The 25,526-nt window shown below is 60.3% G+C and carries 25 protein-coding genes; 8 read left to right on the top strand and 17 right to left on the bottom strand.

From position 1 onward, the window contains the following. Positions 1-125: 125 nt before the first annotated feature. Positions 126-1,088, bottom strand: a complete 963-nt coding sequence (gene trxB, locus CXF97_RS15630) for a thioredoxin-disulfide reductase (RefSeq protein ID WP_101159382.1) — start codon at positions 1,086-1,088, stop codon at positions 126-128. A gap of 312 nt (positions 1,089-1,400) precedes the next feature. On the opposite strand from trxB, the gene cysZ reads away from it, so the two are divergent. Together cysZ and CXF97_RS15615 are read left to right on the top strand one after the other, a co-directional pair. Beyond that, complete coding sequence (cysZ, locus tag CXF97_RS15620; protein WP_101159265.1) at positions 1,401-2,153, top strand: sulfate transporter CysZ; 753 nt, start codon at positions 1,401-1,403, stop codon at positions 2,151-2,153. A 40-nt stretch (positions 2,154-2,193) separates the two neighbouring features. Next, positions 2,194-3,393 (top strand): glycosyltransferase family 1 protein, encoded by a 1,200-nt coding sequence (locus CXF97_RS15615; RefSeq protein WP_101159264.1) that lies wholly within the window; start codon positions 2,194-2,196, stop codon positions 3,391-3,393. Between the two features lie 64 nt (positions 3,394-3,457). Here CXF97_RS15615 and CXF97_RS15610 read toward each other — a convergent pair whose 3' ends face one another. The 3 genes from CXF97_RS15610 to CXF97_RS15600 all read right to left on the bottom strand — a co-directional run bounded on the left by CXF97_RS15610 (position 3,458) and on the right by CXF97_RS15600 (position 5,863). After that, positions 3,458-4,561, bottom strand: a complete 1,104-nt coding sequence (locus CXF97_RS15610) for an NADH:flavin oxidoreductase (RefSeq protein ID WP_101159263.1) — start codon at positions 4,559-4,561, stop codon at positions 3,458-3,460. A gap of 210 nt (positions 4,562-4,771) precedes the next feature. Continuing rightward, a complete protein-coding gene (locus CXF97_RS15605) occupies positions 4,772-5,254 on the bottom strand; it encodes a glutathione peroxidase (RefSeq protein ID WP_101159262.1) in 483 nt (160 codons plus the stop codon). 123 nt (positions 5,255-5,377) lie between these two features. Then, a complete protein-coding gene (locus CXF97_RS15600) occupies positions 5,378-5,863 on the bottom strand; it encodes a peptidylprolyl isomerase (RefSeq protein WP_101159261.1) in 486 nt (161 codons plus the stop codon). On the opposite strand from CXF97_RS15600, the gene CXF97_RS15595 reads away from it, so the two are divergent. The 3 genes from CXF97_RS15595 to CXF97_RS15585 are packed head-to-tail and all read left to right on the top strand — an operon-like array spanning position 5,832 to position 9,215. Further along, positions 5,832-6,158 (top strand): DUF3565 domain-containing protein, encoded by a 327-nt coding sequence (locus CXF97_RS15595; protein WP_073473919.1) that lies wholly within the window; start codon positions 5,832-5,834, stop codon positions 6,156-6,158. The genes CXF97_RS15600 and CXF97_RS15595 overlap by 32 nt on opposite strands. Positions 6,159-6,209: 51 nt before the next feature. Next, positions 6,210-8,309, top strand: coding sequence for a phosphate acetyltransferase (gene pta / locus CXF97_RS15590; protein ID WP_101159260.1), 2,100 nt, complete (start codon positions 6,210-6,212; stop codon positions 8,307-8,309). Next, positions 8,310-9,215, top strand: a complete 906-nt coding sequence (locus tag CXF97_RS15585; RefSeq protein WP_101159259.1) for an acyltransferase — start codon at positions 8,310-8,312, stop codon at positions 9,213-9,215. Between the two features lie 180 nt (positions 9,216-9,395). Here CXF97_RS15585 and cysN read toward each other — a convergent pair whose 3' ends face one another. The 3 genes from cysN to CXF97_RS15570 form a co-directional block, all read right to left on the bottom strand. Continuing rightward, complete coding sequence (gene cysN, locus CXF97_RS15580; protein ID WP_101159258.1) at positions 9,396-11,294, bottom strand: sulfate adenylyltransferase subunit CysN; 1,899 nt, start codon at positions 11,292-11,294, stop codon at positions 9,396-9,398. 9 nt (positions 11,295-11,303) lie between these two features. Beyond that, positions 11,304-12,221: a sulfate adenylyltransferase subunit CysD gene (gene cysD / locus CXF97_RS15575; RefSeq protein ID WP_007912374.1), complete on the bottom strand. Its 918-nt coding sequence runs from the start codon at positions 12,219-12,221 to the stop codon at positions 11,304-11,306. Between the two features lie 244 nt (positions 12,222-12,465). Next, on the bottom strand, positions 12,466-13,224 hold the full coding sequence (locus tag CXF97_RS15570; RefSeq protein WP_101159257.1) for a Nif3-like dinuclear metal center hexameric protein: 759 nt from the start codon (positions 13,222-13,224) through the stop codon (positions 12,466-12,468). A 104-nt stretch (positions 13,225-13,328) separates the two neighbouring features. Between CXF97_RS15570 and algW the strand changes: the two genes are divergently transcribed. The 3 genes from algW to CXF97_RS15555 all read left to right on the top strand — a co-directional run bounded on the left by algW (position 13,329) and on the right by CXF97_RS15555 (position 17,412). Then, positions 13,329-14,486, top strand: a complete 1,158-nt coding sequence (gene algW, locus CXF97_RS15565) for a Do family serine endopeptidase AlgW (RefSeq protein WP_101159256.1) — start codon at positions 13,329-13,331, stop codon at positions 14,484-14,486. Between the two features lie 88 nt (positions 14,487-14,574). After that, positions 14,575-16,680 (top strand): TonB-dependent siderophore receptor, encoded by a 2,106-nt coding sequence (locus CXF97_RS15560; RefSeq protein ID WP_101159255.1) that lies wholly within the window; start codon positions 14,575-14,577, stop codon positions 16,678-16,680. Between the two features lie 12 nt (positions 16,681-16,692). Then, entirely contained in the window at positions 16,693-17,412 is a 720-nt protein-coding gene (locus CXF97_RS15555) for a DUF4198 domain-containing protein (RefSeq protein ID WP_101159254.1), read from the top strand. A 113-nt stretch (positions 17,413-17,525) separates the two neighbouring features. Here the strand turns inward: CXF97_RS15555 and hisC are convergent, their stop codons facing one another. From hisC to CXF97_RS15505, 10 genes are all read right to left on the bottom strand, one after another. Further along, positions 17,526-18,578 (bottom strand): histidinol-phosphate transaminase, encoded by a 1,053-nt coding sequence (gene hisC, locus CXF97_RS15550; RefSeq protein WP_101159253.1) that lies wholly within the window; start codon positions 18,576-18,578, stop codon positions 17,526-17,528. A 3-nt stretch (positions 18,579-18,581) separates the two neighbouring features. Further along, positions 18,582-19,919 (bottom strand): histidinol dehydrogenase, encoded by a 1,338-nt coding sequence (hisD, locus tag CXF97_RS15545; RefSeq protein ID WP_101159252.1) that lies wholly within the window; start codon positions 19,917-19,919, stop codon positions 18,582-18,584. 126 nt (positions 19,920-20,045) lie between these two features. Beyond that, a complete protein-coding gene (gene hisG / locus CXF97_RS15540) occupies positions 20,046-20,681 on the bottom strand; it encodes an ATP phosphoribosyltransferase (protein WP_095180378.1) in 636 nt (211 codons plus the stop codon). Between the two features lie 128 nt (positions 20,682-20,809). After that, positions 20,810-22,075, bottom strand: a complete 1,266-nt coding sequence (murA, locus tag CXF97_RS15535) for a UDP-N-acetylglucosamine 1-carboxyvinyltransferase (RefSeq protein ID WP_101159251.1) — start codon at positions 22,073-22,075, stop codon at positions 20,810-20,812. Between the two features lie 22 nt (positions 22,076-22,097). Beyond that, positions 22,098-22,337 carry a BolA family protein gene (locus CXF97_RS15530; protein ID WP_008085051.1) on the bottom strand — a complete coding sequence of 80 codons (240 nt, stop codon included), beginning with the start codon at positions 22,335-22,337 and terminating at the stop codon, positions 22,098-22,100. Positions 22,338-22,452: 115 nt separating this feature from the next. Beyond that, positions 22,453-22,758, bottom strand: coding sequence for a lipid asymmetry maintenance protein MlaB (locus CXF97_RS15525; protein WP_039759362.1), 306 nt, complete (start codon positions 22,756-22,758; stop codon positions 22,453-22,455). Next, positions 22,755-23,408 carry a phospholipid-binding protein MlaC gene (locus CXF97_RS15520; RefSeq protein WP_101159250.1) on the bottom strand — a complete coding sequence of 218 codons (654 nt, stop codon included), beginning with the start codon at positions 23,406-23,408 and terminating at the stop codon, positions 22,755-22,757. The genes CXF97_RS15525 and CXF97_RS15520 overlap by 4 nt, the downstream gene beginning before the upstream one ends. An 11-nt stretch (positions 23,409-23,419) precedes the next feature. Continuing rightward, positions 23,420-23,887 carry an outer membrane lipid asymmetry maintenance protein MlaD gene (gene mlaD, locus CXF97_RS15515; protein WP_093104671.1) on the bottom strand — a complete coding sequence of 156 codons (468 nt, stop codon included), beginning with the start codon at positions 23,885-23,887 and terminating at the stop codon, positions 23,420-23,422. After that, positions 23,887-24,684 carry a lipid asymmetry maintenance ABC transporter permease subunit MlaE gene (gene mlaE / locus CXF97_RS15510; protein ID WP_101159249.1) on the bottom strand — a complete coding sequence of 266 codons (798 nt, stop codon included), beginning with the start codon at positions 24,682-24,684 and terminating at the stop codon, positions 23,887-23,889. Before mlaE ends, mlaD begins: the two co-directional genes overlap by 1 nt. Beyond that, a complete protein-coding gene (locus CXF97_RS15505) occupies positions 24,684-25,493 on the bottom strand; it encodes an ATP-binding cassette domain-containing protein (RefSeq protein WP_101159248.1) in 810 nt (269 codons plus the stop codon). Before CXF97_RS15505 ends, mlaE begins: the two co-directional genes overlap by 1 nt. Positions 25,494-25,526 lie beyond the last annotated feature (33 nt).

Below are 25,526 nucleotides of genomic sequence, written 5' to 3'. Positions count from 1 at the left end.
CACACAAGTGACCTGACACACCGCTTTCGAGCAAGCTCGCTGCCACATTGGATGTACAGCGGCGGTGAATAGCGGACACAAAAAAACCGGCCAATCTCTGGCCGGTTTTTTTCTGCCCTGCGGTCTTAGAACGTGGCGTTCTGAAGGCCGTCCAGGTAGCGCTCGGTGTCGAGTGCCGCCATGCAGCCGGCGCCGGCCGAGGTGATGGCCTGACGATAGACGTGGTCAGCCACGTCACCGGCAGCGAAGATACCTTCGACGCTGGTGGCCGTCGCGTTGCCTTCACGGCCGCCTTGTACAACCAGATAACCGTCCTTCAGCGTCAACTGGCCTTCGAACAGCGAAGTGTTCGGGGTGTGACCGATGGCAATGAATACGCCGTCGACTTTGATCTCATCAAAGCTGCCATCGTTGTTGCGCAGACGCGCACCGGTCACGCCCATGTTGTCGCCGAGGACTTCGTCCAGGTTAGCGTTCAACTTGAGGATGATCTTGCCTTCGGCCACACGGGCGTTGAGCTTGTCGATCAGGATCTTCTCGGCGCGGAAGGTTTCGCGACGGTGGATGAGGGTCACGGTGCTGGCGATGTTGGCCAGGTACAGCGCTTCCTCAACCGCCGTGTTGCCACCGCCAATCACGGCGACCGGCTTGTTGCGATAGAAGAAACCGTCGCAGGTCGCGCAGGCCGACACGCCTTTGCCCATGAACGCTTCTTCCGACGGCAGGCCCAGGTAGCGGGCGCTGGCACCGGTGGCGATGATCAGCGCATCGCAGGTGTAGACCGCGCTGTCGCCGGTCAGGGTGTACGGCTTGGCAGCGAAGTCGACGGCGTTGATGTGATCGAAGACGATCTCGGTCTCAAAACGCTCGGCGTGCTCGCGCATGCGCTCCATCAGCACCGGACCGGTCAGGCCATGTACATCGCCCGGCCAGTTGTCGACTTCGGTGGTGGTGGTCAGTTGACCACCGGCCTGCATGCCAGTGATCAGCAGTGGCTTGAGGTTGGCGCGGGCGGCGTAGACCGCAGCGCTGTAACCGGCAGGGCCGGAACCGAGAATGATCACTCGCGAATGACGGACTTCAGACATGAATCTGCTCCTGTTGACCGGCCATGAAGAATCAGGCGCGGACGCCGGACGGCCGGCGGAATAAAAAAGGACCGTGGACACCTTGGGGAAGGCTTGAACTCGACAGTCCTGTAAAAAGTTGGGTGCAGCGTATCGAGGGGGGCAAGATTAAGGAAATACGGTTTAACAATCCAGCTCATAGGTGGTCTCTATGCGCAGACGCTGACGAGATAGACCTCTTTGTTACAGTGGATGTCGATCACTCTCCCGTGCTTTCGCGGTACTGACAAAGCCGGTAACGTCGGCGCGTTTTCCCTTGCTTCGGAGCACCTTATGCCCGCCCCTGTTCTATCCGGCCCGCAATACCTGCGCGAAGGCCTTCGATTGGTCTTGAGCCCTGGCTTGCGCCTGTTTGTATTGCTGCCGCTGGCGATCAACCTGGTGTTGTTCGTCGGATTGATCTATCTGGCCGGCCACCAGTTCAGCCTGTGGGTCGACACGCTGATGCCATCGCTACCTGAATGGCTGAGTTTCCTCAGCTATATCCTCTGGCCGCTGTTTGTAGTGCTGGTGGCGCTGATGGTGTTCTTCACCTTCACCATGCTTGCCAACATTATCGCCGCGCCGTTCAACGGTTTCCTGGCCGAGAAAGTCGAAGTAGTGGTGCGCGGCACCGATGATTTCCCGGCGTTCAGCTGGGGCGAACTGATCGCGATGATCCCGCGCACCCTGGCCCGCGAAATGCGCAAGCTCGGCTACTTCCTGCCGCGCGCCATCGGCCTGTTCATCCTTTCGTTCATTCCGGTAGTCAATATCATCGCCGCGCCGCTGTGGCTGTTGTTCGGCGTGTGGATGATGGCCATCCAGTACATTGACTACCCGGCGGACAACCACAAACTGGGCTGGAACGAAATGCTCGCCTGGCTGCGGCAGAAGCGCTGGCAGAGCATGAGTTTTGGCGGGATCGTTTATCTGGTGCTGCTGATTCCGGTGGTCAACATCCTGATGATGCCGGCCGCCGTGGCCGGGGCGACGTTGTTCTGGGTGCGCGAGCGTGGCGCCGAAAATCTGGTGATACAACACTGACCGCGTCACAAATCCATCATCCGAACGTCACAACGTCGACATGGCCTCAGCCGACACTGAGGTCATGACGACAGCTCTACATATCACCCTGATCAGCGAAACCTTCCCACCCGAAATCAACGGCGTGGCCAACACCCTTGGCCGCTTGTGCGAAGGTTTGCGTGCGCGAGGGCATCAGGTGGAACTGGTGCGTCCGCGCCAGGCCAGCGATCCGCAACGCAGCGAAGACGATGCGCTGTTGCTGTGTCGCGGATGGCCGTTACCGGGCTATCCCGGGCTGCAGTGGGGCCAATCGTCGATGCATAAATTGCTGCGGCGCTGGAAACGGCAGCGCCCGGATGTGCTGTATATCGCCACGGAAGGCCCGCTCGGGTTATCGGCCTTGCGTGCGGCACGGCGCCTGGGGATTGCAGTGGTGAGTGGCTTTCACACCAACTTTCAGCAGTACACCAGCCAGTACGGCCTGGGTCTGCTGACGCGGATGCTCACCCATTACTTGCGCTGGTTTCACAATCGTTCGGCAATGACCCTGGTGCCAAGCGTCAGTCAGCGCCTGGAGCTGGAACGACGGCACTTCGAGCGCCTGGCGTTGCTGTCGCGGGGTGTGGACAGCCAGTTGTTTCACCCCAGCAAACGTCAGAGTGCGTTGCGTGAAAAATGGGGGCTGACCGAGCAGGACATTGCCGTGATTCATGTCGGACGGCTCGCCCCGGAGAAAAATCTGGGTCTGCTTAAACGTTGTTTTGAAACCCTGCGGCAGGCTTATCCACAGCGCCATCTGAAGCTGATCGTGATCGGAGATGGCCCGCAGCGTTCGGCGCTGGAAAAAGACCTGCCTGAAGCGATCTTCTGCGGCGCGCAGCGTGGGGAAACCCTGGCTGCGCACTATGCCTGCGGGGATCTGTTCGTGTTTCCCAGCCTGACCGAAACCTTCGGCAATGTGGTGCTCGAAGCCCTGGCTTCGGGACTTGGCGTGGTGGCGTATGACCAGGCAGCGGCGGCGCAGCATATTCGCCACGGCTACAACGGCGTGTCAGCCATGCCCGGCGATGAGCAGGCCTTTTGCGAAGCGGCGGCGTGGTTGCTGGAGGAGGATGAGCGGTTGCGCTGTGTGCGGCTGAATGCGCGGCAACATGGCAGTCGCCAGGGCTGGGGGGCGATTATCGAGCAGTTCGAAGGGTATTTGCGTGGCGCTTGTGTGGGGGAGCAAGTGATCCCCGATGCGCAAACACTTCCTTGAATCGATGCTGACTGCGAAGCCGCTATCGCTGGCAAGCCAGCGATAGCGCCAGTGAGAACGCCGCTTAAACCAGCGTCATTAATGCCTCACGGCTGAACGGCAAGATATCCTGTTCACGCCCATCGCGAACCTTCTGCGCCCAGTCCGGATCGACCAGCAGCGCGCGACCCACTGCTACCAGATCGAATTCTTCTTTGTTCAGACGCTCCAGCAGATTTTCCAGGCTGGCCGGTTGCGCGACCTTGTCGGTGTTGACCATGAACTGCAGGAACTCGCCGTCCAGGCCTACGCTGCCCACGGTGATGGTCGGTTTGCCGGTCAGCTTGCGCGTCCAGCCAGCAAGGTTCAGATCGGAACCGTCGAATTCCGGCTCCCAGAAGCGGCGGGTCGAGCAGTGGAAAATGTCTACGCCAGCGTCAGAAAGCGGCTTGAGAAACTCGCCCAGCGCTTCGGGGGTTTGCACCAGACGGGCGGCGTAATCCTGCTGCTTCCATTGCGAGAAGCGGAAGATGATCGGGAAGCCTTCACCGACCGCCGCGCGCACCGCTTGAATCAATTCGATGGCGAAACGCGAACGATTGGCCAGGCTGCCGCCGTATTCGTCGGTGCGCTGGTTACTGCCCTCCCAGAAGAACTGATCGATCAGATAACCGTGGGCGCCGTGAATTTCCACGCCGTCCATGCCGATGCTCTGCGCATCTTTGGCAGCCTGGGCGAACGCCGCGATCACCTCGTGAATGTCCCGTTTGGTCATGCCGTGCACCACGACCTGGCCGTCCTTGAGTTTTTCCGACGGACCGTAGCCCGGCACGCTGGCGTCCGGCTCGGTGCCGAGGCGCCGTACGCTGCCGACGTGCCACAGTTGCGGAACGATCTTGCCGCCCTCGGCGTGCACGGCGTCGACAACCTTTTTCCAGCCGGCCAGCGGCGCCTCACCGAAGAATTGCGGGACATTCGGATAACCGTTGGAAGCGATGTGGCCGACCGTCGTGCCTTCGGTGATGATCAAACCAACGCCTGCGGCCGCGCGCCGGCGGTAGTACTCAATGACTTTGGAATTGGGTACGCCACCCGGTGAGAACGAACGGGTCATCGGCGCCATGACCACGCGGGTTGGCAGTTCGAGGGCACCAAGATGGAACGGTTTGAACAGGGCTTGAACGGGCATCGAGAGGCTCCACGAAACGTTGGCGACAGATATTAATCGATATGACGGCGATAATATGAAGCGCCGAGCCTGATGAACAGCATTATTGATTTTGGTGATTAAGGATTAAAAGATTGAAAAGCAAAAGATCGCAGCCTCCGGCAGCTCCTACACGGGTTTGTGGATCCCCTGTAGGCGCTGCCGAAGGCTGCGATCTTTTGATTGTGCTTTTCAGCTCAGCGCTTTTTCAATCGCATGCACGATCGTGGGATCATCCGGCGCCGTGCGCGGCGAAAACCGCGCCAGCACCCGGCCGTCCTTGCCGAGCAGAAACTTCTCGAAATTCCAGGTGATGTCGCCGGGAAACTCGGCGCCCTCTCCCGCCAACAGGCGATACAACTGATGCCGTTCGTGGCCATTGACTTCGAGCTTGCTCGACAACGGGAACGTCACGCCATAGTTGAGACTGCAAAAATCCTGAATTTCCTGCTCGGTACCCGGCTCCTGGCCGGCAAATTGATTGCACGGCAGGCCCAGCACACTGAAGCCTTTGCCTTTGTATTGTTGGTAGAGGTTTTCCAGTGCCGCGTACTGGGGGGTCAAGCCGCATTTGGAGGCCACGTTGACCACCAGCACGACTTGGCCCTTGAACGGCGCCAGCGGTAGCTCCTGACCATCCAGGGCTGTCAACTTAAGGTCGTGAAAAGCACTCATGCCGAACTCCAGGATTCTCGTGTTCTACTCGAAACAGCCACTTGGCGTGACCGCCAAGGACAGCCGCGGACTAAAAAGGCGCCCGCAGGCGCCTCTCCAGTACTCGAAGCTTAGCGCAGAAAATCAGTGGTGATGGCCACCTTCGCCATGGACGTGACCATGAGCGATTTCTTCCTGGCTGGCGTCACGGATGTCGACGATCTTCACCTGGAAGTTCAGGCGCTGACCGGCCAGAGGGTGGTTGCCATCAACGGTGACGTCGTCGCCGTCCAGATCACGGATGGTGACGATCTGCATCTGGCCGTCCGGTGCCGAAGCGTGAAACTGCATGCCGACTTCCAGCTCGTCAACGCCTTCAAACATGCTGCGGCTCAGGGTGCTGACCAGCTCGGCGGCGTATTCGCCGTAAGCGTCTTCCGGCTCGACGGCTACTTGCAGTTCGTCGCCGACCGCTTTGCCTTCGAGGGCTTTTTCCAGGCCAGGGATGATGTTGCCTGCGCCTTGCAGGTAAACCAGCGGTGCGCCGCCGGCGGAGCTGTCGATGACCTCACCAGCGTCGTTGGTCAGGGTATAGTCGATGGAGACAGCCTTATTGGCGGCGATCAGCATGGGGCGAGACCTTTTGCATAAGAATATAGAAAGGCCAAGTTTAGCGAAGCAATCGCGTGAAAGCGACCACAACCCGGACAAACGGGTTTCGACCATCACCGGTTTTCATCAGGACGAAGACGGCCATTGGGTGGTCGAGCTTTCCTGTGGTCACACCCAGCACCTGCGCCACCAGCCGCCGTGGCAAACCCGCGCATGGGTCCTGGATCCGGCGCAACGTATTGAAAAAACAGGTCAACCCTTTGCCTGCGGTTGGTGTGCACAGGGCTCGGTTAGCGCTAACCTTGGCGACTGAATTTCGGTAGTCGGCCAGACATAGGCTGACACCCTTGCATAGAGAATTCCCATGCAAACTTTTTTTATCGCCCCCACCGATTTTGGCGTGGGTCTGACCTCCATCAGCCTCGGGCTGGTGCGTACGCTTGAGCGCGCCGGTCTCAAAGTCGGCTTCTTCAAACCGATCGCCCAGCCGCACCCCGGCGACACCGGCCCTGAACGATCCACCGAACTGGTGGCGCGCACCCACGGCCTGAAACCGCCGCAACCGTTGGGCCTGGCGCACGTCGAGCGCATGCTCGGCGACGGTCAGCTCGACGAGTTGCTCGAAGAAATCATCGCCCTGTATCAGCAAGCGGCGGTCGGCAAGGACGTGCTGGTGGTCGAAGGCATGGTGCCGACCCGCAGCGCCAGTTATGCCGCGCGGGTCAATCTGCACTTGGCGAAGAGCCTCGATGCCGAAGTGATTCTGGTTTCGGCGCCGGAAAACGAAGTGCTGGCCGAGCTGTCTGGCCGCGTCGAGTTGCAGGCGCAATTGTTCGGCGGCCCGAAAGATCCGAAAGTGCTCGGCGTGATCCTCAACAAGGTCAAGACCGACGAGAGCATGGAGGCCTTCGCTGCGCGCCTCAAAGAGCATTCGCCCTTGCTGCGCAGCGGTGATTTCCGCTTGCTCGGCTGCATCCCGTTTCAACCGGAACTCAACGCGCCGCGCACCCGCGACGTCGCCGATCTGATGGGCGCGCAGGTACTCAACGCTGGCGACTACGAAACCCGGCGCATGAGCAAAATCATCATTTGCGCACGAACCATGCGCAACACCGTCGAGCTGCTCAAGCCCGGCGTGCTGGTGGTAACACCGGGCGATCGCGACGACATCATCCTCGCCGTCAGCCTTGCGGCGATCAACGGCGTGCCGCTGGCCGGCCTGCTGTTGACCAGCGACACCCTGCCAGACCCGCGCATCATGGATCTGTGCCGGGGCGCGCTGCAGGCCGGTTTGCCGGTGTTGTCGGTGAGCACTGGCTCTTACGACACCGCCAATTTGCTCAATGGCCTGAACAAGGAAATCCCCATCGATGACCGCGAGCGCGCCGAGATCATCACCGATTTCGTCGCCAGCCATCTCGACGCCAACTGGCTGCATCAGCGCTGCGGTACGCCACGGGAGATGCGCCTGTCGCCAGCGGTGTTCCGTTATCAGTTGATCCAACGTGCGCAAGCGGCGAACAAGCGCATCGTCCTGCCCGAAGGCAGCGAGCCGTTCACCGTGCAAGCGGCGGCGATCTGTCAGGAACGCGGGATCGCCCGCTGCGTGCTGCTGGCCAAACCCGAAGACGTCGAAGCGGTCGCCCGGGCGCAGGGCATCGTGCTGCCGCCGGGGCTGGAAATTCTCGACCCGGATCACATCCGCGAGCGCTACGTCGAGCCGATGGTCGCCCTGCGCAAGAGCAAAAGCCTCAACGCACCGATGGCCGAGCAACAACTGGAAGACACCGTGGTGATCGGCACCATGATGCTTGCGCTGGACGAGGTCGATGGGCTGGTGTCCGGGGTGATCAACACCACCGCCAATACCATCCGCCCGGCCTTGCAACTGATCAAAACCGCACCGGGCTGCACGCTGGTGTCGTCGGTATTCTTCATGCTGTTCCCGGAAGAAGTGCTGGTTTACGGCGACTGCGTGATGAACCCGCATCCGAGCGCCAGCGAACTGGCCGAGATCGCCCTGCAAAGCGCTGACTCGGCGGCCGCATTCGGCATTACCCCGCGTGTGGCGATGATCAGCTATTCGAGCGGCGAATCGGCCCGCGGTGAAGAAGTCGAGAAAGTCCGCGAGGCGACCCTGCTCGCCCATGAGCAACAAAACTCGCTGTTGATCGACGGCCCGTTGCAGTACGACGCTGCCGCCAACGCTGACGTCGCCCGGCAACTGGCGCCGAACAGTCAGGTCGCGGGACGCGCCACGGTGTTCGTGTTCCCCGATCTGAACACCGGCAACACCACGCATAAAGCCGTGCAACGCAGCGCCGATTGCGTCAGCCTCGGGCCGATGCTGCAAGGCCTGCGCAAACCGGTGAATGACCTGCCGCGCGGCGCGCAAGTCGATGACATCGTCTACACCATCGCGCTCACCGCGATTCAAGCCGCCAACCGACCTATGGATGTGTAAATGCTGGACTTTCTCCCTGCACCCGTGCGCGGCGTGATCGCTTCGCTGCTGTTGGCGCTGAACACGATTCTGCTCTGCTCCTTTCTGTTCTGTGTGGCGCTGATCAAAGCCCTGCCGTTTGCCTTGACCCAGCGCATTGCCGGCTGGCTGATGAGCCACACCCACGAAGCGTGGATCAGCAACAACAAGGGCTGGATGAACCTGGTGCGCCGCACCCGCTGGCACATCAGCGGTCTGCAAGGTCTGGACTATCAGCACTCATATCTGATCACCAGCAACCACCAGAGCTGGGTCGATATTCTGGTGCTGCAATACGTGCTCAACCGCAGGATTCAGCCGCTGAAATTCTTCCTCAAGCAGGAGCTGATCTGGGTCCCGGTGATCGGTCTGGCGTGGTGGGCGCTGGGTTTTCCGTTCATGAAGCGCTACTCCAAGGCATACCTGGAAAAGCACCCGGAGAAGAAAGGCAAAGACCTGGAAACCACGCGCAAGACCTGCGCGAAATTCCGGCATAACCCGGTGGGGATTTTCAACTTCGTCGAAGGCACACGCTTCACCGAAGGCAAGCATGCGCAGCAGCAATCACCGTTCAAGTACCTGCTCAAGCCCAAGGCCGGCGGGATTGCCTTCGTGCTGGATGCGATGGGTGAACAGCTGGAGTCGATCGTCAACGTGACGATTCATTACCCGGCCGGGCGTCCGGGGTTCTGGGACTTGCTCTGCGGCAATGTGCGCGATGTGGTGGTGCACTTTGAAGAGATCAAAATCCCGCCTGCCTTCATCGGCAAGAACTATGACCAGGATGGCGAGTACCGATTGCAGTTTCAGGGCTGGATCAATCAGCTGTGGCTAGACAAGGATGCGTTGCTGGAGCAGATGCACCTCGATTATCCATCCAGACACTGATCCTGTGGGAGCGGGCTTGCTCGCGAATGCGGTGGATCAGTCAGCTTCAATGTGAACTGACACACCGCATTCGCGAGCAAGCCCGCTCCCACAGTTGACCGAGTTGAAATAAAAAACCCGCCGATGATCACTCATCGGCGGGCTTTTTCTTGCCGCTAGAAGCTTGTCGCTGCTTCTGCCTTAGATGGCGCCACGTTGACGCAGCAGCTCCAGCACTTGCTTGACGCTTTCTTCCAGACTCAGCGACTGCGTGTCGATCACCAGGTCAGCGTCCAGCGGCACATCGTACGGGAAGGATTCGCCCGGGATGTTATCGCCGCCAGCGGCGTACAACCCTTGCGGATCACGTTCGGCGCACACGGTCGGTGAAGCCTGCACGTAGACTGTCAACAGACGATCCTTGCCGATCAGATCCTTCGCCTGCTCGCGGCCTTCGGCACTCGGCGCAACGAACGCGGCCAGTGTCAGCAGACCCGCCTCGTTGAACTGGCGCGCCACATGCGCGGCACGCCGCCAGTTCTCGGTACGCCCGGCACGATCCTGTGGCAGTCCTTTGTTGAGGTCGTGACGCAGGTTCTGCCCATCCAGCACGAACACCGCACGGCCCATGTCGAACAGCTTGCGCTCCACCGCGTAAGCCAGCGTGCTCTTGCCCGCACCGGACAGACCGCTGAACAATACGGTGGCCGGTTGCTGGCCGAAGCGCTGGGCACGTTCTTCAGTCGCCACGTGGGCCAGTTTGCCGTGGTGCGTGGCGGTGCCGTGCGTCACTGGCTGAGCGACGATCATGCCGGCGCCGACGGTGCCGTTGGTCAACCGGTCAATGACGATGAACGCGCCGGTGGTGCGGTTGCTTTCGTAACCGTCGAGGGCGATCGGCGCGTCGAGCGCGACCTTCACCTTGCCGATTTCGTTGAGCTGCAATGCGCTCGCCGGGCCTTCTTCCAGGGTGTTGACGTCGACCTTGTTGACGATGCTGGCGATCGAGCCCGGCACGTAACTGGTGGCGCGCTTGATGTCGTATTTCTTGCCCGGCAGCATCGGCTCTTCAGCCATCCACACCAGCATCGCTTCGAAGCTGTCGGTGACCGGCGGCACGTTGTCGGCATGCACCAACAGGTCGCCACGGGAGATGTCGATTTCGTCTTCCATGGTCAGCGTCACGGCCTGACCTGGGCCTGCGTGTTCCAGCTCACCTTCGAAGGTAACGATGGATTTGACCCGGCTGCTCTTGCCCGACGGCAGCACCACGACTTCGTCGCCCTTGTGCACGATCCCGCTGGCCAGCGTCCCGGCGAAACCACGGAAGTTCAGGTTCGGACGGTTGACGTACTGCACCGGGAAACGCAGATCGGTGAAGTTGCGATCGCCCGCCACTTCCACAGTCTCGAGGATTTCCATCAGCGACTGGCCGGTGTACCACGGCGAGCGCTCGGACTTGTTCACGACGTTGTCGCCCTTGAGGGCCGACATCGGCACGAAGTGCATGCTGGTCGGCTTCATCTTCAAGCCTTCGGCGAACTTCAGGTAGTCGGCCTTGATCGACTCGAACACGCCTTCGTCGAAGTCCTTCAAGTCCATCTTGTTGATGGCGACGACAATGTGCTTGATGCCCAGCAGGGAGGCGATAAAGCTATGGCGACGGGTCTGGGTCTGCACGCCGTAACGGGCGTCGACCAGAATAATCGCCAGGTCACAGGTGGACGCACCGGTGGCCATGTTGCGGGTGTACTGCTCATGGCCGGGGGTGTCGGCGATGATGAATTTGCGCTTGGCGGTGGAGAAATAGCGGTAAGCGACATCAATGGTAATGCCCTGCTCACGCTCGGCCTGCAGGCCGTCGACGAGCAACGCCAGATCGATGTCGTCACCGGTGGTGCCGGATTTCTTCGAGTCGCGGGTGATTGCTTCGAGGTGATCTTCATAGATCATCTTCGAGTCGTGCAGCAGGCGCCCGATCAGGGTGCTCTTGCCGTCATCGACGTTACCGCAAGTCAAAAAGCGCAGCAGTTCTTTACGTTCGTGCTGGCCCAGGTAGGCGAGGATGTCCTCGCTGATCAAATCAGATGCGTGCGACATGACAGCCCCTTAGAAATAGCCTTGACGTTTTTTGTCTTCCATCGAGCCTGCGCCATCGTGGTCGATGACCCGGCCCTGGCGCTCGGAAGTTCGCGTCAGGAGCATTTCCTGAATGATGTCCGTGAGGCTTTCGGCCTCGGACTCCACCGCGCCCGTCAACGGGTAGCAGCCAAGGGTGCGGAACCGCACTTTCTTTTTGACGATGCGCGCCTTGTCTTCATCAGACAGGTGCTCGAGGATGCGCTCGTCGTCGATCATGATCAGCGTGCCGTTCTTCTCGATCACTTCGCGCTCGGCGGCGAAGTACAGCGGCACAATAGGGATGCCTTCGAGGTAGATGTACTGCCAGATGTCCAGTTCGGTCCAGTTCGACAACGGGAACACACGAATGGATTCGCCCTTGTTGACCTTGCCGTTGTAGACGTTCCACAGCTCGGGACGCTGGTTTTTCGGGTCCCAGCGGTGCTTGCTGTCACGGAACGAGTACACGCGCTCTTTGGCGCGGGACTTCTCTTCATCGCGACGGGCGCCGCCGAACGCTGCATCGAAACCATGCTTGTCGAGGGCCTGTTTCAGGCCTTCGGTTTTCATGATGTCGGTGTGCTTGGCGCTGCCGTGGGTGAACGGGTTGATGTTCTGCGCCACGCCATCGGGGTTGATATGGGTGATGAGATCCAGGCCCAGTTCTTCGACCATTTTGTCGCGGAACTTGTACATCTCCTGGAATTTCCAGCGGGTGTCGACGTGCATCACCGGAAACGGCAGTTTGCCCGGGAAGAACGCCTTGCGTGCCAGGTGCAGCATCACGGCGGAGTCTTTACCGATGGAGTACAGCATCACCGGGTTGTCGAACTCGGCGGCCACCTCGCGGATGATGTGGATGCTTTCCGCCTCCAGCTGTTTCAGATGCGTCAGTTTGTCGACCATGGCTACTCACGAAAGCTTTCTTATGAACGGCCAGCGGGCCGTGTTCGAGCGGGGAATCCTAGCACAGCGACCTCTTCTAATCAGGACGCCAACTAGATCGAAAGGGTATATGAATATGCCTGCTCGTTTGGGCGCCCAAGGCCCATGCAGGAGCGGCCGAAGGCTGCGATCTGTTGATTTTGTTTTTAAAGATCAAGATCAAAAGATCGCAGCCTTCGGCAGCTCCTACACAGGGAACGGTGTGTCAGATAGGGTTCGGGATGTCGATGAAGATGTGCTCGAGGGCAAAGCGCTTCGCCAGGTACTCGCCCAGCGCCTGCACGCCATAGCGCTCGGTGGCGTGGTGGCCGGCGGCGATGAAACTGATGTCGTTTTCCCGAGCGCTGTGAAAAGTCTGCTCGGAGGCCTCACCGCTGATGAACAGATCGACGCCTGCAGCGACGCCCTGATCGATATAACCCTGGCCACCACCGGTGCACCAGCCGACGCGACGGATCATGCCGCTGCCTTCGATCAGCAGCGGCTCGCGGCCCATGGCGTCCTGCACCTTGCGCGCGAAGTCCCGGGCAGTCATCGGTTCATTCAGCGAACCCACCAGACCGACGACTTTCGGATTGCCCGGATCCAGCGGCCCCTCGACGGTGATATCGAGCTGACGCGCCAGTTGCACGTTGTTGCCCACGTCCGGGTGCAGATCCAGCGGCAAGTGATAGGCGAGCAAACTGATGTCGTGCTTGAGCAGGGTTTTCAATCGACGTTGTTTCATCCCGGTGACGCAGGGGTTTTCGCCTTTCCAGAAATAACCGTGGTGGACCAGGATCAGATCAGCCTCGGCTTCGACGGCGGCGTCCAGCAAAGCCTGGCTGGCGGTGACGCCGCTGACGATGCGCATCACCTGCGGGCGGCCTTCGACCTGCAGTCCGTTGGGGCAATAATCGGCAATTTTCGCACTGGCCAGGTAACGGTCGGCTTCTTCGACGAGGGTGCTGAGGGCAACGGCCATGAAAGACTCCTAAATATCCCGTTCAGAGGCACGCGCGGCCTCGTATAATGCGCGACATTATGGGCGGTCTGACCTCGCCTGCAACCTTTCCAGGAACGTGCTTAATGCTCAAGGCGCTGCGTTTTTTTGGCTGGCCGCTGTTGGCCGGTGTGCTTATCGCTCTGTTGATTATTCAGCGTTACCCCGAGTGGGTCGGGCTGCCGAGCCTCGACGTCAATCTGCAACAGGCTCCACAGACCACGATCGTGCAACAGGGGCCGGTGTCCTATGCGGACGCGGTGGGCATCGCCGCGCCGTCGGTGGTCAATCTGTACACCACCAAGGTCATCAACAAACCGGCGCATCCTTTGTTCGAGGATCCGCAGTTCCGCCGTTTCTTCGGTGACAATTCGCCTAAACAGAAGCGCATGGAATCGAGCCTCGGTTCCGGGGTAATCATGAGCCCGGAAGGCTACATCCTTACCAACAACCACGTCACCAGCGGCGCCGACCAGATTGTCGTGGCACTCAAGGATGGTCGCGAAACACTGGCACGGGTGATCGGCAGCGATCCGGAGACCGACCTTGCGGTGTTGAAGATCGACCTGAAAAACCTGCCGGCGATCACCGTTGGCCGCTCCGACAGCATTCGCATCGGCGACGTCGCGCTGGCCATCGGCAATCCGTTCGGCGTCGGCCAGACTGTGACCATGGGCATCATCAGCGCCACCGGGCGTAACCAGTTGGGCCTGAACAACTACGAAGACTTCATCCAGACCGACGCGGCGATCAACCCGGGCAACTCCGGCGGCGCGCTGGTCGATGCCAACGGCAACCTCACCGGCATCAACACGGCGATCTTTTCCAAGTCCGGCGGCTCGCAAGGCATCGGTTTTGCCATTCCGGTGAAACTGGCGATGGAAGTGATGAAGTCGATCATTGAGCACGGTCAGGTGATTCGCGGCTGGCTGGGCATTGAGGTGCAACCGCTGACTCAGGAACTGGCCGAATCGTTTGGCTTGTCCGGGCGCCCGGGGATTGTCGTCGCCGGAATCTTCCGTGACGGCCCGGCACAGAAGGCCGGCCTGCAACTGGGCGATGTGATTCTGAGCATTGATGGCGAGCCGGCCGGCGATGGTCGCCGTTCGATGAACCAGGTCGCGCGGATCAAACCGACCGACAAGGTGACAATTCAAGTCATGCGCAACGGCAAGGAGCTGAAGCTGACGGCTGAAATCGGTCTGCGGCCCCCGCCGGCACCGGTGAAAGAAAAAGAACAATAAAAATGTTTTCACGCCAGGGGCGCGAATAACAGACATTCTCAACAGGCATGTTATATTGTTTCAATTCTGACAATTGGAACAACATAACATGTCGTCTCGCAAAAAGGCCTCGCTGTTGGGCCTGACTCTGGGTTTGCTCTGCGATCCCGCCTTCGCCGATGAATCACAGGCCGTTGAGCTGGAAGCCATCAGCGTCACCTCCGACTACGAATCACCCATTGGCCCGGTCAGCGGTTATCGCGCGACTCGCTCGGCCAGTGCGACCAAAACCGACACGGCGATTCGCGACATCCCGCAAGCCATCAGCGTGGTTCCGGCCAGCGTGCTCTCGGATCTGGGCAGCACCAGCGTTGAGCGCGCGCTGGATTTCGCCGGCGGTGTATCGAAACAGAACAATTTCGGCGGCCTGACCCTGTACGAATACAGCGTGCGCGGCTTCACCACTTCGGAGTTCTACAAGGACGGCTTCAGCGCCAATCGCGGTTACCCGAGCACGCCGGATGCGGCCAACATCGAGCGCATCGAAGTGCTCAAAGGTCCGGCGGCCAGCCTGTACGGCCGCGGCGATCCCGGCGGTACGGTGAACATCGTCACCAAGAAACCGCAGCGTGAAGCGTTCACCACACTGCAAACCAGCGCCGGCAGTTGGGATCGCTATCGCACTGCGCTGGACGTCAACACGCCCCTCGATGATCAGGGCGATGTGCTTTCGCGCATCAACCTCGCCGTAGAAGACAACAACAGCTTCCGCGATCACGTCGACAGTAAGCGGGTCTTCGTCGCGCCCTCGATCAGTTGGCAGTTGAACCCGGATACCTCGCTGCTGGTGGAAAGCGAAATCGTCCGTCACAACTCGACTTTCGATCGTGGCGTAGTGGCGCCGAACAACAAATGGAGCGGCGTATCACGCTCGACCTTCTTGGGCGAACCTGACGACGGCAACATCGACAACCACAACAACCTGCTCCAGGCCACCCTTGAACACCATCTGAACGACAGCTGGAAACTGCGTCTGGCCAGCCACTACAAGGAAGGCAAACTCTGGGGCGACGCTTCGGAACAACGAGCACTGAACGCCGACGGCCACACGGTCAACCGCCGCTTGCGCGAGCGCGATACCAGTTGGCACGACAGCATTACCCAACTGGAACTGCGCGGCCTGGTCGACCTCGGCCCATGGCAGCATGAATTGCTGATCGGCACCGAATACGAGAATTACCGCAAGGACGAACGTGTTACCACCATCGCCGGCGGCCCCTACGCCATCGATATCTATAAACCGGTCTACGGCCAGCCGAAACCCAATGGTGCACGCTCGGGCACCGATTTCTTCGAACACGTCGAAAGTCATGCGCTGAACCTGCAGGACCAGATCATCTTGACCGACAAACTGCGCGGCATGCTTGGCGCGCGCTTCGAGCACTTCGACCAGCGCATCGACGACCACAGCCGCAACGCCAAAAGCCAGCAGCGCCACGACGCCCTCACCCAACGCGCCGGCCTGCTCTATCAACCGACACCGAACACCGGCCTGTTCGCCAACGCCTCGACCTCGTTCAAACCGAACAACGGCCTCGACGCCGCCGGCAAATCGTTCGACCCGGAAGAAGGCGTCGGTTACGAAGTGGGGATCAAGAACGAACTGTTTGATGAGCGCGTGAGCAGCACCCTCGCCTTCTTCCACATCGACAAGGAAAACGTCCTCGCCCTCGACCCGGCCACCGACACCAGTCGCGCCATGGGCAAAGCGCGCAGTCAGGGCTTCGACTGGCAAGTGAGCGGCCAGGTGACCGATGCGGTGCGGGTCATCGGCGCCTTCGCCTACATCGATGCCGAAGTGACCAAGGGCGACGCGACGATCCCCACCGGCAGCCGCATCCTCGGCGTGGCCAAACGCAGTGGCAGCCTGCTCGGGGTGTATGAATTTCAGGATGGCCATCTGCGCGGCTCGGACGTTGGCGCAGCGTTCACTTACGTCGGCGACCGCTCGGGCGAATCCGGCAGCGACTTCGAATTGCCGGCCTATCAGACCGTCGACCTGCTCGCGCACTACAAGGCCAGCGACAACGTCACGGTCGGCCTCAACCTGAACAACCTCTTCGACAAAAAGTATTACGAGCGCTCGTACAGCAACTACTGGGTCAATCCCGGCGAGCCGCGCAACTTCACCGTCAGCCTCACACTCAACCTGTAAAAGGACGTCACCATGCACTACGGCAAAACCCTCGCACTCCTCGCCGCACTGTTCGCCGGGCAGGTTTCGGCCCACGGTTTGTGGACCGAACAGCGGCGCGGCAACATCGAAGTGGTCTACGGCCATGGCGCCGAAGACAACGCGTTCAAGGCGCAGAAAATCAGCGGCGCATGGGCTTATGACACGGTCGGCAAGATGATCCCGGTCAGCGTCGAGCGCCTGGCCGATCATGCCCGGCTGAAACCGTTGAAGCCGCCGGCGGTAATGGCCGTGGCGTTGAACAATGGCATGTGGTCGCAGACGGCGGACAAGAAGTGGATCAATGAAGGGCGCAGCAAAGTGCCTGGCGCCACCGAGGCCACACAGACGTTCAAATACAGCCTGGCGATTTACCAGCCGGGGGCGAAGTTGCCGAAACTTGATCAGATCAAACTGTTGATCCTGCCGGAGGTCGACCCGCTGACGGTAGGGCCGGGCAACTCATTGCCGGTGCGGGTGTTGCTCGATGGCAAACCGGCAGCGGGGGTGAAGTTGATTGGCGACTATCGCAGCGCGCCGAATACGCTGAGCACCGAGACCGACAAGGAGGGGCGTGCGCAAGTGCTGGTGAGAAATGAGGGGTTGAATGTGATTGCGGCGCAGGTTGAGGTGCCGGTGAAGGACAGCGCGGATGTGGACAGTCGAGGGTTGTTCAGTTCACTGACTTTCCTGGGCGAGCCGCATCACGAGTAAGGGTTCGAAAGCGGTGGCGCTCCTTTTGCGAACAAGCCCGCTCCCACACTCAATCGCGGTCCGGCTGAAGAAACGCGATTGAGTGTGTGAGCGGGCTTGCTCGCGAAGGCGATTCAGAGGTCGCCCAGGCCGTCGATCAGCGCCTGATTCTGCTCCGGCGTGCCAATCGAAATGCGCAGGAACTGCGCAATCCGTTCCTGCTTGAAATGCCGCACGATCACGCCCTGCTCGCGCAGTTTTGCCGCCAGCCCCGCCGCGTCATGCTGCGGATGCCGGGCGAAGATGAAGTTTGCCGCTGATGGCAGCACTTCAAAGCCCTTGGCCTGCAACTGCGCCACCACCCATTTGCGGCTCTCGATCACCTGACGACAGGTTTTGTCGAAATACTCGCGATCTTCAAACGCCGCCGCCGCACCGACAATTGCCAAACGATCCAGCGGATAGGAGTTGAAGCTGTTCTTGACCCGCTCCAGCGCCTCGATCAGTTCTGGATGCCCCACCGCCAGACCGACACGCAGGCCGGCCAGCGAGCGTGACTTGGACAGCGTCTGCGTCACCAGCAGGTTCGGATAGCGATCCACCAGACTGATCGCCGTCTCGCCGCCAAAGTCGATGTACGCCTCATCCACGACTACGACCGAATCAGGACTGGCCTTGAGGATTTGCTCGACCGCGTCCAGCGCCAGCAGGCAACCGGTCGGGGCGTTCGGGTTAGGGAAAATGACCCCGCCATTGGGTCTGGCGTAATCGGCGGGGTTGATCTGGAACTGCGCATCCAACGGCACCGCATCGAATTCAATGCCATACAACCCGCAGTAAACCGGATAGAAGCTGTAGCTGATGTCCGGGAACAGTAGCGGTTGATCGTGTTGCAGCAGGCCGTGAAAAATGTGCGCGAGCACTTCGTCCGAACCGTTGCCGAGGAACACCTGACTGGTTTGCACGCCGTAGTATTCGGCCACGGCGTTTTTCAGCAGGTCACTGTTCGGGTCCGGGTACAGGCGCAGGTTGTCGTTGAGCTCGGCTTGCATCGCCGCCAGCGCTTTTGGCGACGGGCCGTACGGATTTTCATTGGTATTGAGCTTGACCAGTTTGGTCAGCTTCGGCTGTTCGCCCGGCACGTAGGGCACCAGGTCCTTGACGAACGGGCTCCAGAATTTACTCATCGCTCAGTTCCCCTGCCCTTTCAGAAAGTCTTCGTCTTTGATGCGGTATTCGGCGCTGCGTGCGTGGGCGCTCAGCGATTCGCCACGGGCCAGTACCGATGCAGTTTTGCCCAACTCCGAAGCACCGGCCTCGGAACAGAAGATGATCGACGAGCGCTTCTGGAAATCGTAGACACCCAGCGGCGAGGAGAAACGCGCGGTGCCGGAAGTCGGCAACACGTGGTTCGGGCCGGCGCAGTAGTCGCCCAGCGCTTCGGAGGTGTGGCGGCCCATGAAGATCGCACCGGCGTGGCGGATCTGCGGCAGCCAGGCTTGCGGATCAGCGACCGACAATTCCAGGTGTTCCGGGGCGATGCGGTTGGCGACTTCGATGGCCTGGGCCATGTCGCTGACCTGAATCAAAGCACCCCGGCCATTGATCGAGGTTTCGATGATGGTCGCGCGATCCATGGTCGGCAGCAGTTTGTCGATGCTCGCGGCCACCTTGTCGAGGAACCCGGCGTCCGGGCTGACCAGAATCGCTTGCGCGTCTTCGTCGTGCTCGGCCTGGGAGAACAGATCCATGGCGATCCAGTCCGGATCGGTCTGGCCGTCGCAGACCACAAGAATTTCCGAAGGGCCGGCGATCATGTCGATGCCGACCTGGCCAAACACATGGCGCTTGGCCGTGGCGACATAGATGTTGCCCGGGCCAACCACCTTGTCCACACGCGGCACGCTTTCGGTGCCGTAGGCCAGCGCGGCAACCGCTTGCGCACCGCCGATGGTGAACACGCGATCCACGCCCGCGATGCAGGCAGCGGCCAACACCAATTCATTGATTTCACCGCGCGGGGTGGGCACGACCATGACCACTTCTGTCACGCCGGCGACCTTGGCCGGAATCGCATTCATCAACACCGACGACGGATACGACGCCTTACCACCCGGCACGTACAGACCGGCGCGATCCAGCGGCGTGACCTTCTGGCCAAGCACCGTGCCGTCGGCTTCGGTGTAGCTCCAGGAATCCTGCTTTTGCTTTTCGTGATAGCTGCGCACCCGTGCAGCGGCTTTTTCCAAAGCCTCGCGTTGCGGCGCAGTGATGCGGGTCAGGGCCAGTTCCAGGCGCTCGCGCGGCAGGATCAGGTCAGCCATCGAGGCTACTTCGAGGCCGTCGAATTTCTGGGTGAACTCGACCAGCGCCGCGTCACCGTGCTCGCGCACAGCCTTGATGATGTCCAGCACGCGCTGATTGACCGAGTCGTCAGACACACTTTCCCAGCTCAGCAGATGATCCAGATGATGCGCGAAATCCGGGTCAGCAGCGTTGAGTCGGCGAATTGCAGTCGGTGCGGTCATAGCGAGAGCCTCATAGGAATTGGCAAAAAACTCAGGCGCCCGAAACTAGCATTCGATCCGCTTGGGCACCTGAGAATTCTGGCTATGAGGCGGATAGACGGCGCGGCCTCGGGCCGCGCAGGTAGATCAGCCGCGGTGTCGCGATTCCACTGCGTTGCGCAGGGTGTCGATCAACGCCTGGATTCGGGCGTGCTGCATTTTCATCGAGGCCTTGTTGACCACCAGTCGCGAGCTGATCGTGGCGATCAGTTCCTGGGGCTCCAGGCCATTGGCGCGCAGGGTGTTGCCGGTGTCGACCACGTCGATGATCTTGTCGGCCAGACCAATCAGCGGCGCCAGCTCCATCGAGCCGTACAGCTTGATGATGTCGACCTGGCGGCCCTGCTCGGCGTAGTAACGCTTGGCAACATTGACGAACTTGGTCGCCACACGCAGACGGCCCTTGGGCTCGACCGCGCCGATCTTGCCGGCGGTCATCAGCTTGCACTGAGCAATCTGCAGGTCCAGCGGCTCGTACAGGCCCTGGCCACTGTACTCCATCAGCACGTCCTTACCGGCGACGCCGAGGTCGGCGGCGCCATGCTCGACATAGGTCGGCACGTCGGTGGCACGCACGATCAGCAGACGCACATCGTCCTGGGTCGTGGGGATGATCAGCTTGCGGCTCTTGTCCGGATTCTCGGTCGGCACGATGCCCGCTTCAGCGAGAAGCGGCAGAGTGTCGTCAAGGATGCGGCCCTTGGACAGTGCGATGGTCAACATGGGAAACGTCAGTCCTTATCAAGGTACTCATGCCCGGTCGCAATCGGCGCCGGACACACATCGAGGGTGCGCACACCCTCGACTCGAAACGAATTCAGTGGACACGTCCGTGTGTCCCGATGCAGCGATCAGCCCGGAACTCGACGGATCTTGGCGCCGAGCATCTGCAGTTTTTCTTCGATGCACTCGTAACCACGGTCTATGTGGTAGATGCGGTCGATCAGCGTGTCGCCTTCGGCAACCAGTGCCGAGATCACCAGGCTGGCCGAAGCCCGCAGGTCGGTCGCCATCACAGGCGCGCCTTTCAGGATTTCGGTGCCGGTGACGATCGCGGTGTTGCCTTCGACCTGGATCTTGGCGCCCATGCGGTGCAATTCGTACACGTGCATGAAGCGGTTTTCGAAGATCGTCTCGATCACCGCACCGGTGCCTTCGGCAATGGCGTTGAGCGAAATGAACTGCGCCTGCATGTCGGTCGGGAACGCCGGGTACGGCGCAGTGCGCACGTTGACCGCTTTCGGGCGCTTGCCGTGCATGTTCAGCTCGATCCAGTCTTCACCGCAGGTGATTTCCGCGCCGGCTTCACGCAGCTTTTCCAGCACCGCTTCGAGGATGGTCGGATCGGTGTCCTTGACCTTGACGCGGCCACCGGTCACGGCAGCGGCGACCAGATAGGTGCCGGTTTCGATACGGTCAGGCATGACCTTGTAGAAAGCCGAACCCAGACGCTCGACGCCGTCGATGGTGATGGTGTCGGTGCCGGCGCCGGAAACCTTGGCGCCCATGGCGTTGAGGAAGTTCGCCAGGTCGACCACTTCAGGCTCGCGCGCGGCGTTCTGCAGCACGCTGCGGCCTTTGGCCAGTGCTGCGGCCATCATGATGTTTTCGGTACCGGTCACACTGACGGTATCGAAGAAGAAGTGCGCGCCGCGCAAGCCACCTTCAGGCGCCTTGGCCTTGATGTAGCCGCCTTCTACGTCGATGACCGCGCCCATGGCTTCCAGACCGCGGATGTGCAGGTCGACCGGACGCGAACCGATGGCGCAGCCGCCAGGCAATGCGACTTCCGCTTCACCGAAACGGGCAACCATCGGGCCCAGTACCAGAATCGACGCACGCATGGTTTTCACCAGTTCGTACGGCGCGATCAGGGTCTTGATGGTGCGCGGGTCGATTTCGACGCTGAGCTTCTCGTCGATCACAGGCTCAATGCCCATACGCCCGAACAGCTCGATCATGGTGGTGATGTCGTGCAGGTGCGGCAGGTTACCAACGGTGACCGGGCCATCGCACAGCAAGGTCGCGGCCAGAATCGGCAGAGCGGAGTTCTTCGCGCCGGAAATGCGGATCTCGCCATCAAGACGAGCGCCACCGGTAATAATCAATTTATCCATTAGTATCTCGACGCCCTAGGGCTCAGGTGCGCTCGGCCCAGGCCGCGCTGCTGAAAAATTTCATAGTGACCGCATGGATGCTGCCATCGGTGATCCATGGGTTCAAATGGGCATAGACCTGCTGCTGACGCTTCACCGGGCTCAACGCCGCCAGTTCATCGCTAATCACGTTCAGCTGGAAGTTGCAGCCTTCGCCTTCAACTTCTACCAGCGTTCCTGGCAGCTTTCCTTCAAGGAAGCTCTTCACTTCTACGGCCTGCATGCTCAACCTCAATCGGCGCCCTGTGCGCACGGGTCGGACATCATACAAAAAAGCCCCGCGCCTGCGAACCCCGCAACGCAGGACTCTGACGGGGGGCTTCTTTACAGATGATGGTTCAGGGGTGCGCCAACAGCTCGGTCAATTCGCTGACCTGAGCGATTTCGCGCATGTCTTCCGGCATTGCGCGGATGCTGACGGCCTTGCCGGCTGCCTGCGCATCACGCATGAAGCACAGCAGCAACGACAGGCCGACACTGCTGGACTTCTGTACCGCCGAACAATCGATGACCAGCGCCGATGCCTTGCTCGACTTGATCAGCGCCTGCCCTTCCTTGCGCAGGTCGGGTCCGGTGCGATAGTCCAGCACGCCGCTGAGCACCAGCTCGTCGACATCACTCATACGAACTGCCGCCTCACTCATTGCGCTGGCTTCGCGGCGGCTTTGTCGGTTTCCTGCTTGGCCTTGGCCACTTCACCGGCCCAGCCATCGATGGTCTTGTCCAGATCGTTGCCATTGCGCTGCATGGCGTCGGCGAACTGGTCACGGAACAGTTTGCCGATGTTGATACCGTTGATGATCACGTTGCGCAACTTCCACTCGCCGCCGATCTTTTCAAGGGTGTACTGCACCGGATAGATCGCCCCGTTGCTGCCCTTGACGGTCATGTTGACGCTGGTGCGGTCGCCCGATTCGTCTTTGGCCGGGTCAACGGTGATGCCCTGGTTGTTGTACTCCAGCAGCGCGTTGCCGTAGAACTGGAACAGGCCGCGCTTGAAGTTTTCCTGAAAGCGCTGCATCTGTGCAGGCGTGGCCTTGCGCGAATACTTCACGGTCATGATGCTTTTGGAGATGCCCTCGGCATCCACCACCGGGCCGACAATGTTGTTCAGTGCCGCATAGAAATCCTGCGGATCCTGCTTGTACTTCTCTTTGTTGGCCTGCAAGTCGGCAAGCATCCGGTTCGTGGTGTCCTGAATCAGGTCATGAGCCGATTGCCCCGGTGCAGCGTTAGCCATCAACGGCAGGGCCGCGAGCAACACCAACAGGCCACGTCGCAAGATAGAGATCATTCAAAAGCTCCTCATTTGGCGTCTTTGCTAACGGTATTGAGCAGGAATTTACCGATCAGGTCTTCCAGTACCAGTGACGACTGCGTGTCATGGATGGTTCCACCGTCTTTCAACTGAGTGTCTTCACCGCCGACGCTGATACCGATGTATTTCTCGCCCAGCAGACCCGCGGTGAGGATAGACGCCGTGGAGTCGACCGGCAGGTTGTCGACCTTTTTATCCACTTGCAGCGTGACCCGACCGGTGAAGCTGTCGCGATCCAGATCGATTGCCGTGACCTTGCCGATGGTCACACCGGCCATGGTCACTTTGGCTCTGACCGTCAGACCGGCGATATTGTCGAAATACGCATACAACTTGTAGGTGTCGGTGGACGCAGTCGGAGACAGGCCGCTGACGCGCAAGGCGAGCAGCAGCAAAGCCAGGATCCCTGCCAGCAGGAACAGGCCGACACCGATTTCCAGGGTGCGGTTTTGCATCAGAAATCTCCAAACATCAAAGCGGTCAGAATAAAGTCCAGGCCGAGCACTGCCAGCGAGGCAAACACCACGGTCTTGGTGGTAGCACGACTGATCCCTTCGGAAGTGGGCTCACAGTCATAGCCTTGGAATACGGCGATCCAGGTGACGACAAAGGCGAAAACGACGCTTTTGATCACGCCATTGAGCACGTCGCTGGTGAAGGTCACGCTGTTCTGCATGTTCGCCCAGTACGAGCCTTCGTAGACGCCCAGCCAGTCGACCGCGACCCAGGAACCGCCCCAGATGCCGACGACGCTGAAGATCATCGCCAGCACCGGCAGGGAAATGAAGCCGGCCCACAGGCGCGGGGCAATGATGTACTTGAGCGGATCGACACCGATCATTTCCAGACTGGATAACTGTTCGGTGGATTTCATGTTGCCGATCTCGGCGGTCAGCGCCGAACCGGCCCGACCGGCAAACAGCAGTGCCGTGACCACCGGCCCCAGTTCACGCAGCAACGTCAGGGCGACCATCTGCCCCACCGCCTGCTCTGAACCATAGCTGGAAAGGATGCTGAAGCCCTGCAGCGCGAGAACCATGCCGATGAAAATGCCGGAGACCACGATGATCACCAGCGACATGACGCCAACCGAGTGCAGCTGCTTGACCAACAGACCGAAACCACCGCTGGTACCGCCACGCCCCAACAGGGCATGAAACAGGAACAGGGTCGCTCGACCAAACACCGCGACCGCGTCGATCGCCGATTCGCCGAACCGACGCACGCGTTCCATCAATGAAATTCTGCGCATCAGCGCTTCCCCAGAAGATCTGCGCGGTAATCCGTCGCTGGAAAATGGTACGGCACCGGGCCATCGGGATCACCGGTCATGAACTGGCGGATACGCGGTTCATCCGAATTCATCAGTTCATCCGGTGTTCCCTGCCCCAGTACCTGACCATCGCCCACTATATAGATGTAGTCGGCAATGCTCGCGGTCTCCGCCAGATCATGGGACACCACGATACTGGTGATTCCGAGTGCATCGTTAAGCAGGCGGATCAGGCGCACCAACACGCCCATGGCGATCGGATCCTGGCCCACGAAGGGCTCGTCGTACATGAGAATCTGCGGATCGAGGGCAATCGCCCGGGCCAGGGCCACGCGGCGCTTCATGCCGCCGGACAGTTCGTCCGGCATCAGCTCGATGGCGCCACGCAGCCCCACCGCCTGCAACTTCAGCAGGACGATGTCACGGATCATGTCCTCCGGCAGTTGGGTATGAACCCGCAGCGGGAAGGCCACGTTCTCGAACACATCAAGATCGGTGAACAGCGCACCGCTCTGAAACAGTACGCCCATGTGTTTGCGCGCATCGAACAGATCACTGCGCGACAACGTCGGCAGGTTCTGCCCGTTGACCCAGACTTCGCCGCTGGACGGCCGCAACTGCGCGCCCATAAGGCGCAGCAGCGTGGTCTTGCCGCAGCCGGAAGGCCCCATGATGCCGGTGACCTTGCCGCGCGGGATGCGGATATCGACGTTATTGAAAATGCTCCGCGCACCGCGCTTGAAGGAGACTCCCTTCAGCTCGACCGCGTAGGCGTTATCGGCACTCATCTAAACTCCTTGCGATGCAGCCTCTCACTGGGA

The organism is Pseudomonas sp. Choline-02u-1 (assembly GCF_002836515.1).
Classification (GTDB): Bacteria; Pseudomonadota; Gammaproteobacteria; order Pseudomonadales; family Pseudomonadaceae; genus Aquipseudomonas.
Note: the sequence above shows the minus strand (reverse complement) of the source record. Positions and strands in the feature narration are given on the sequence as shown.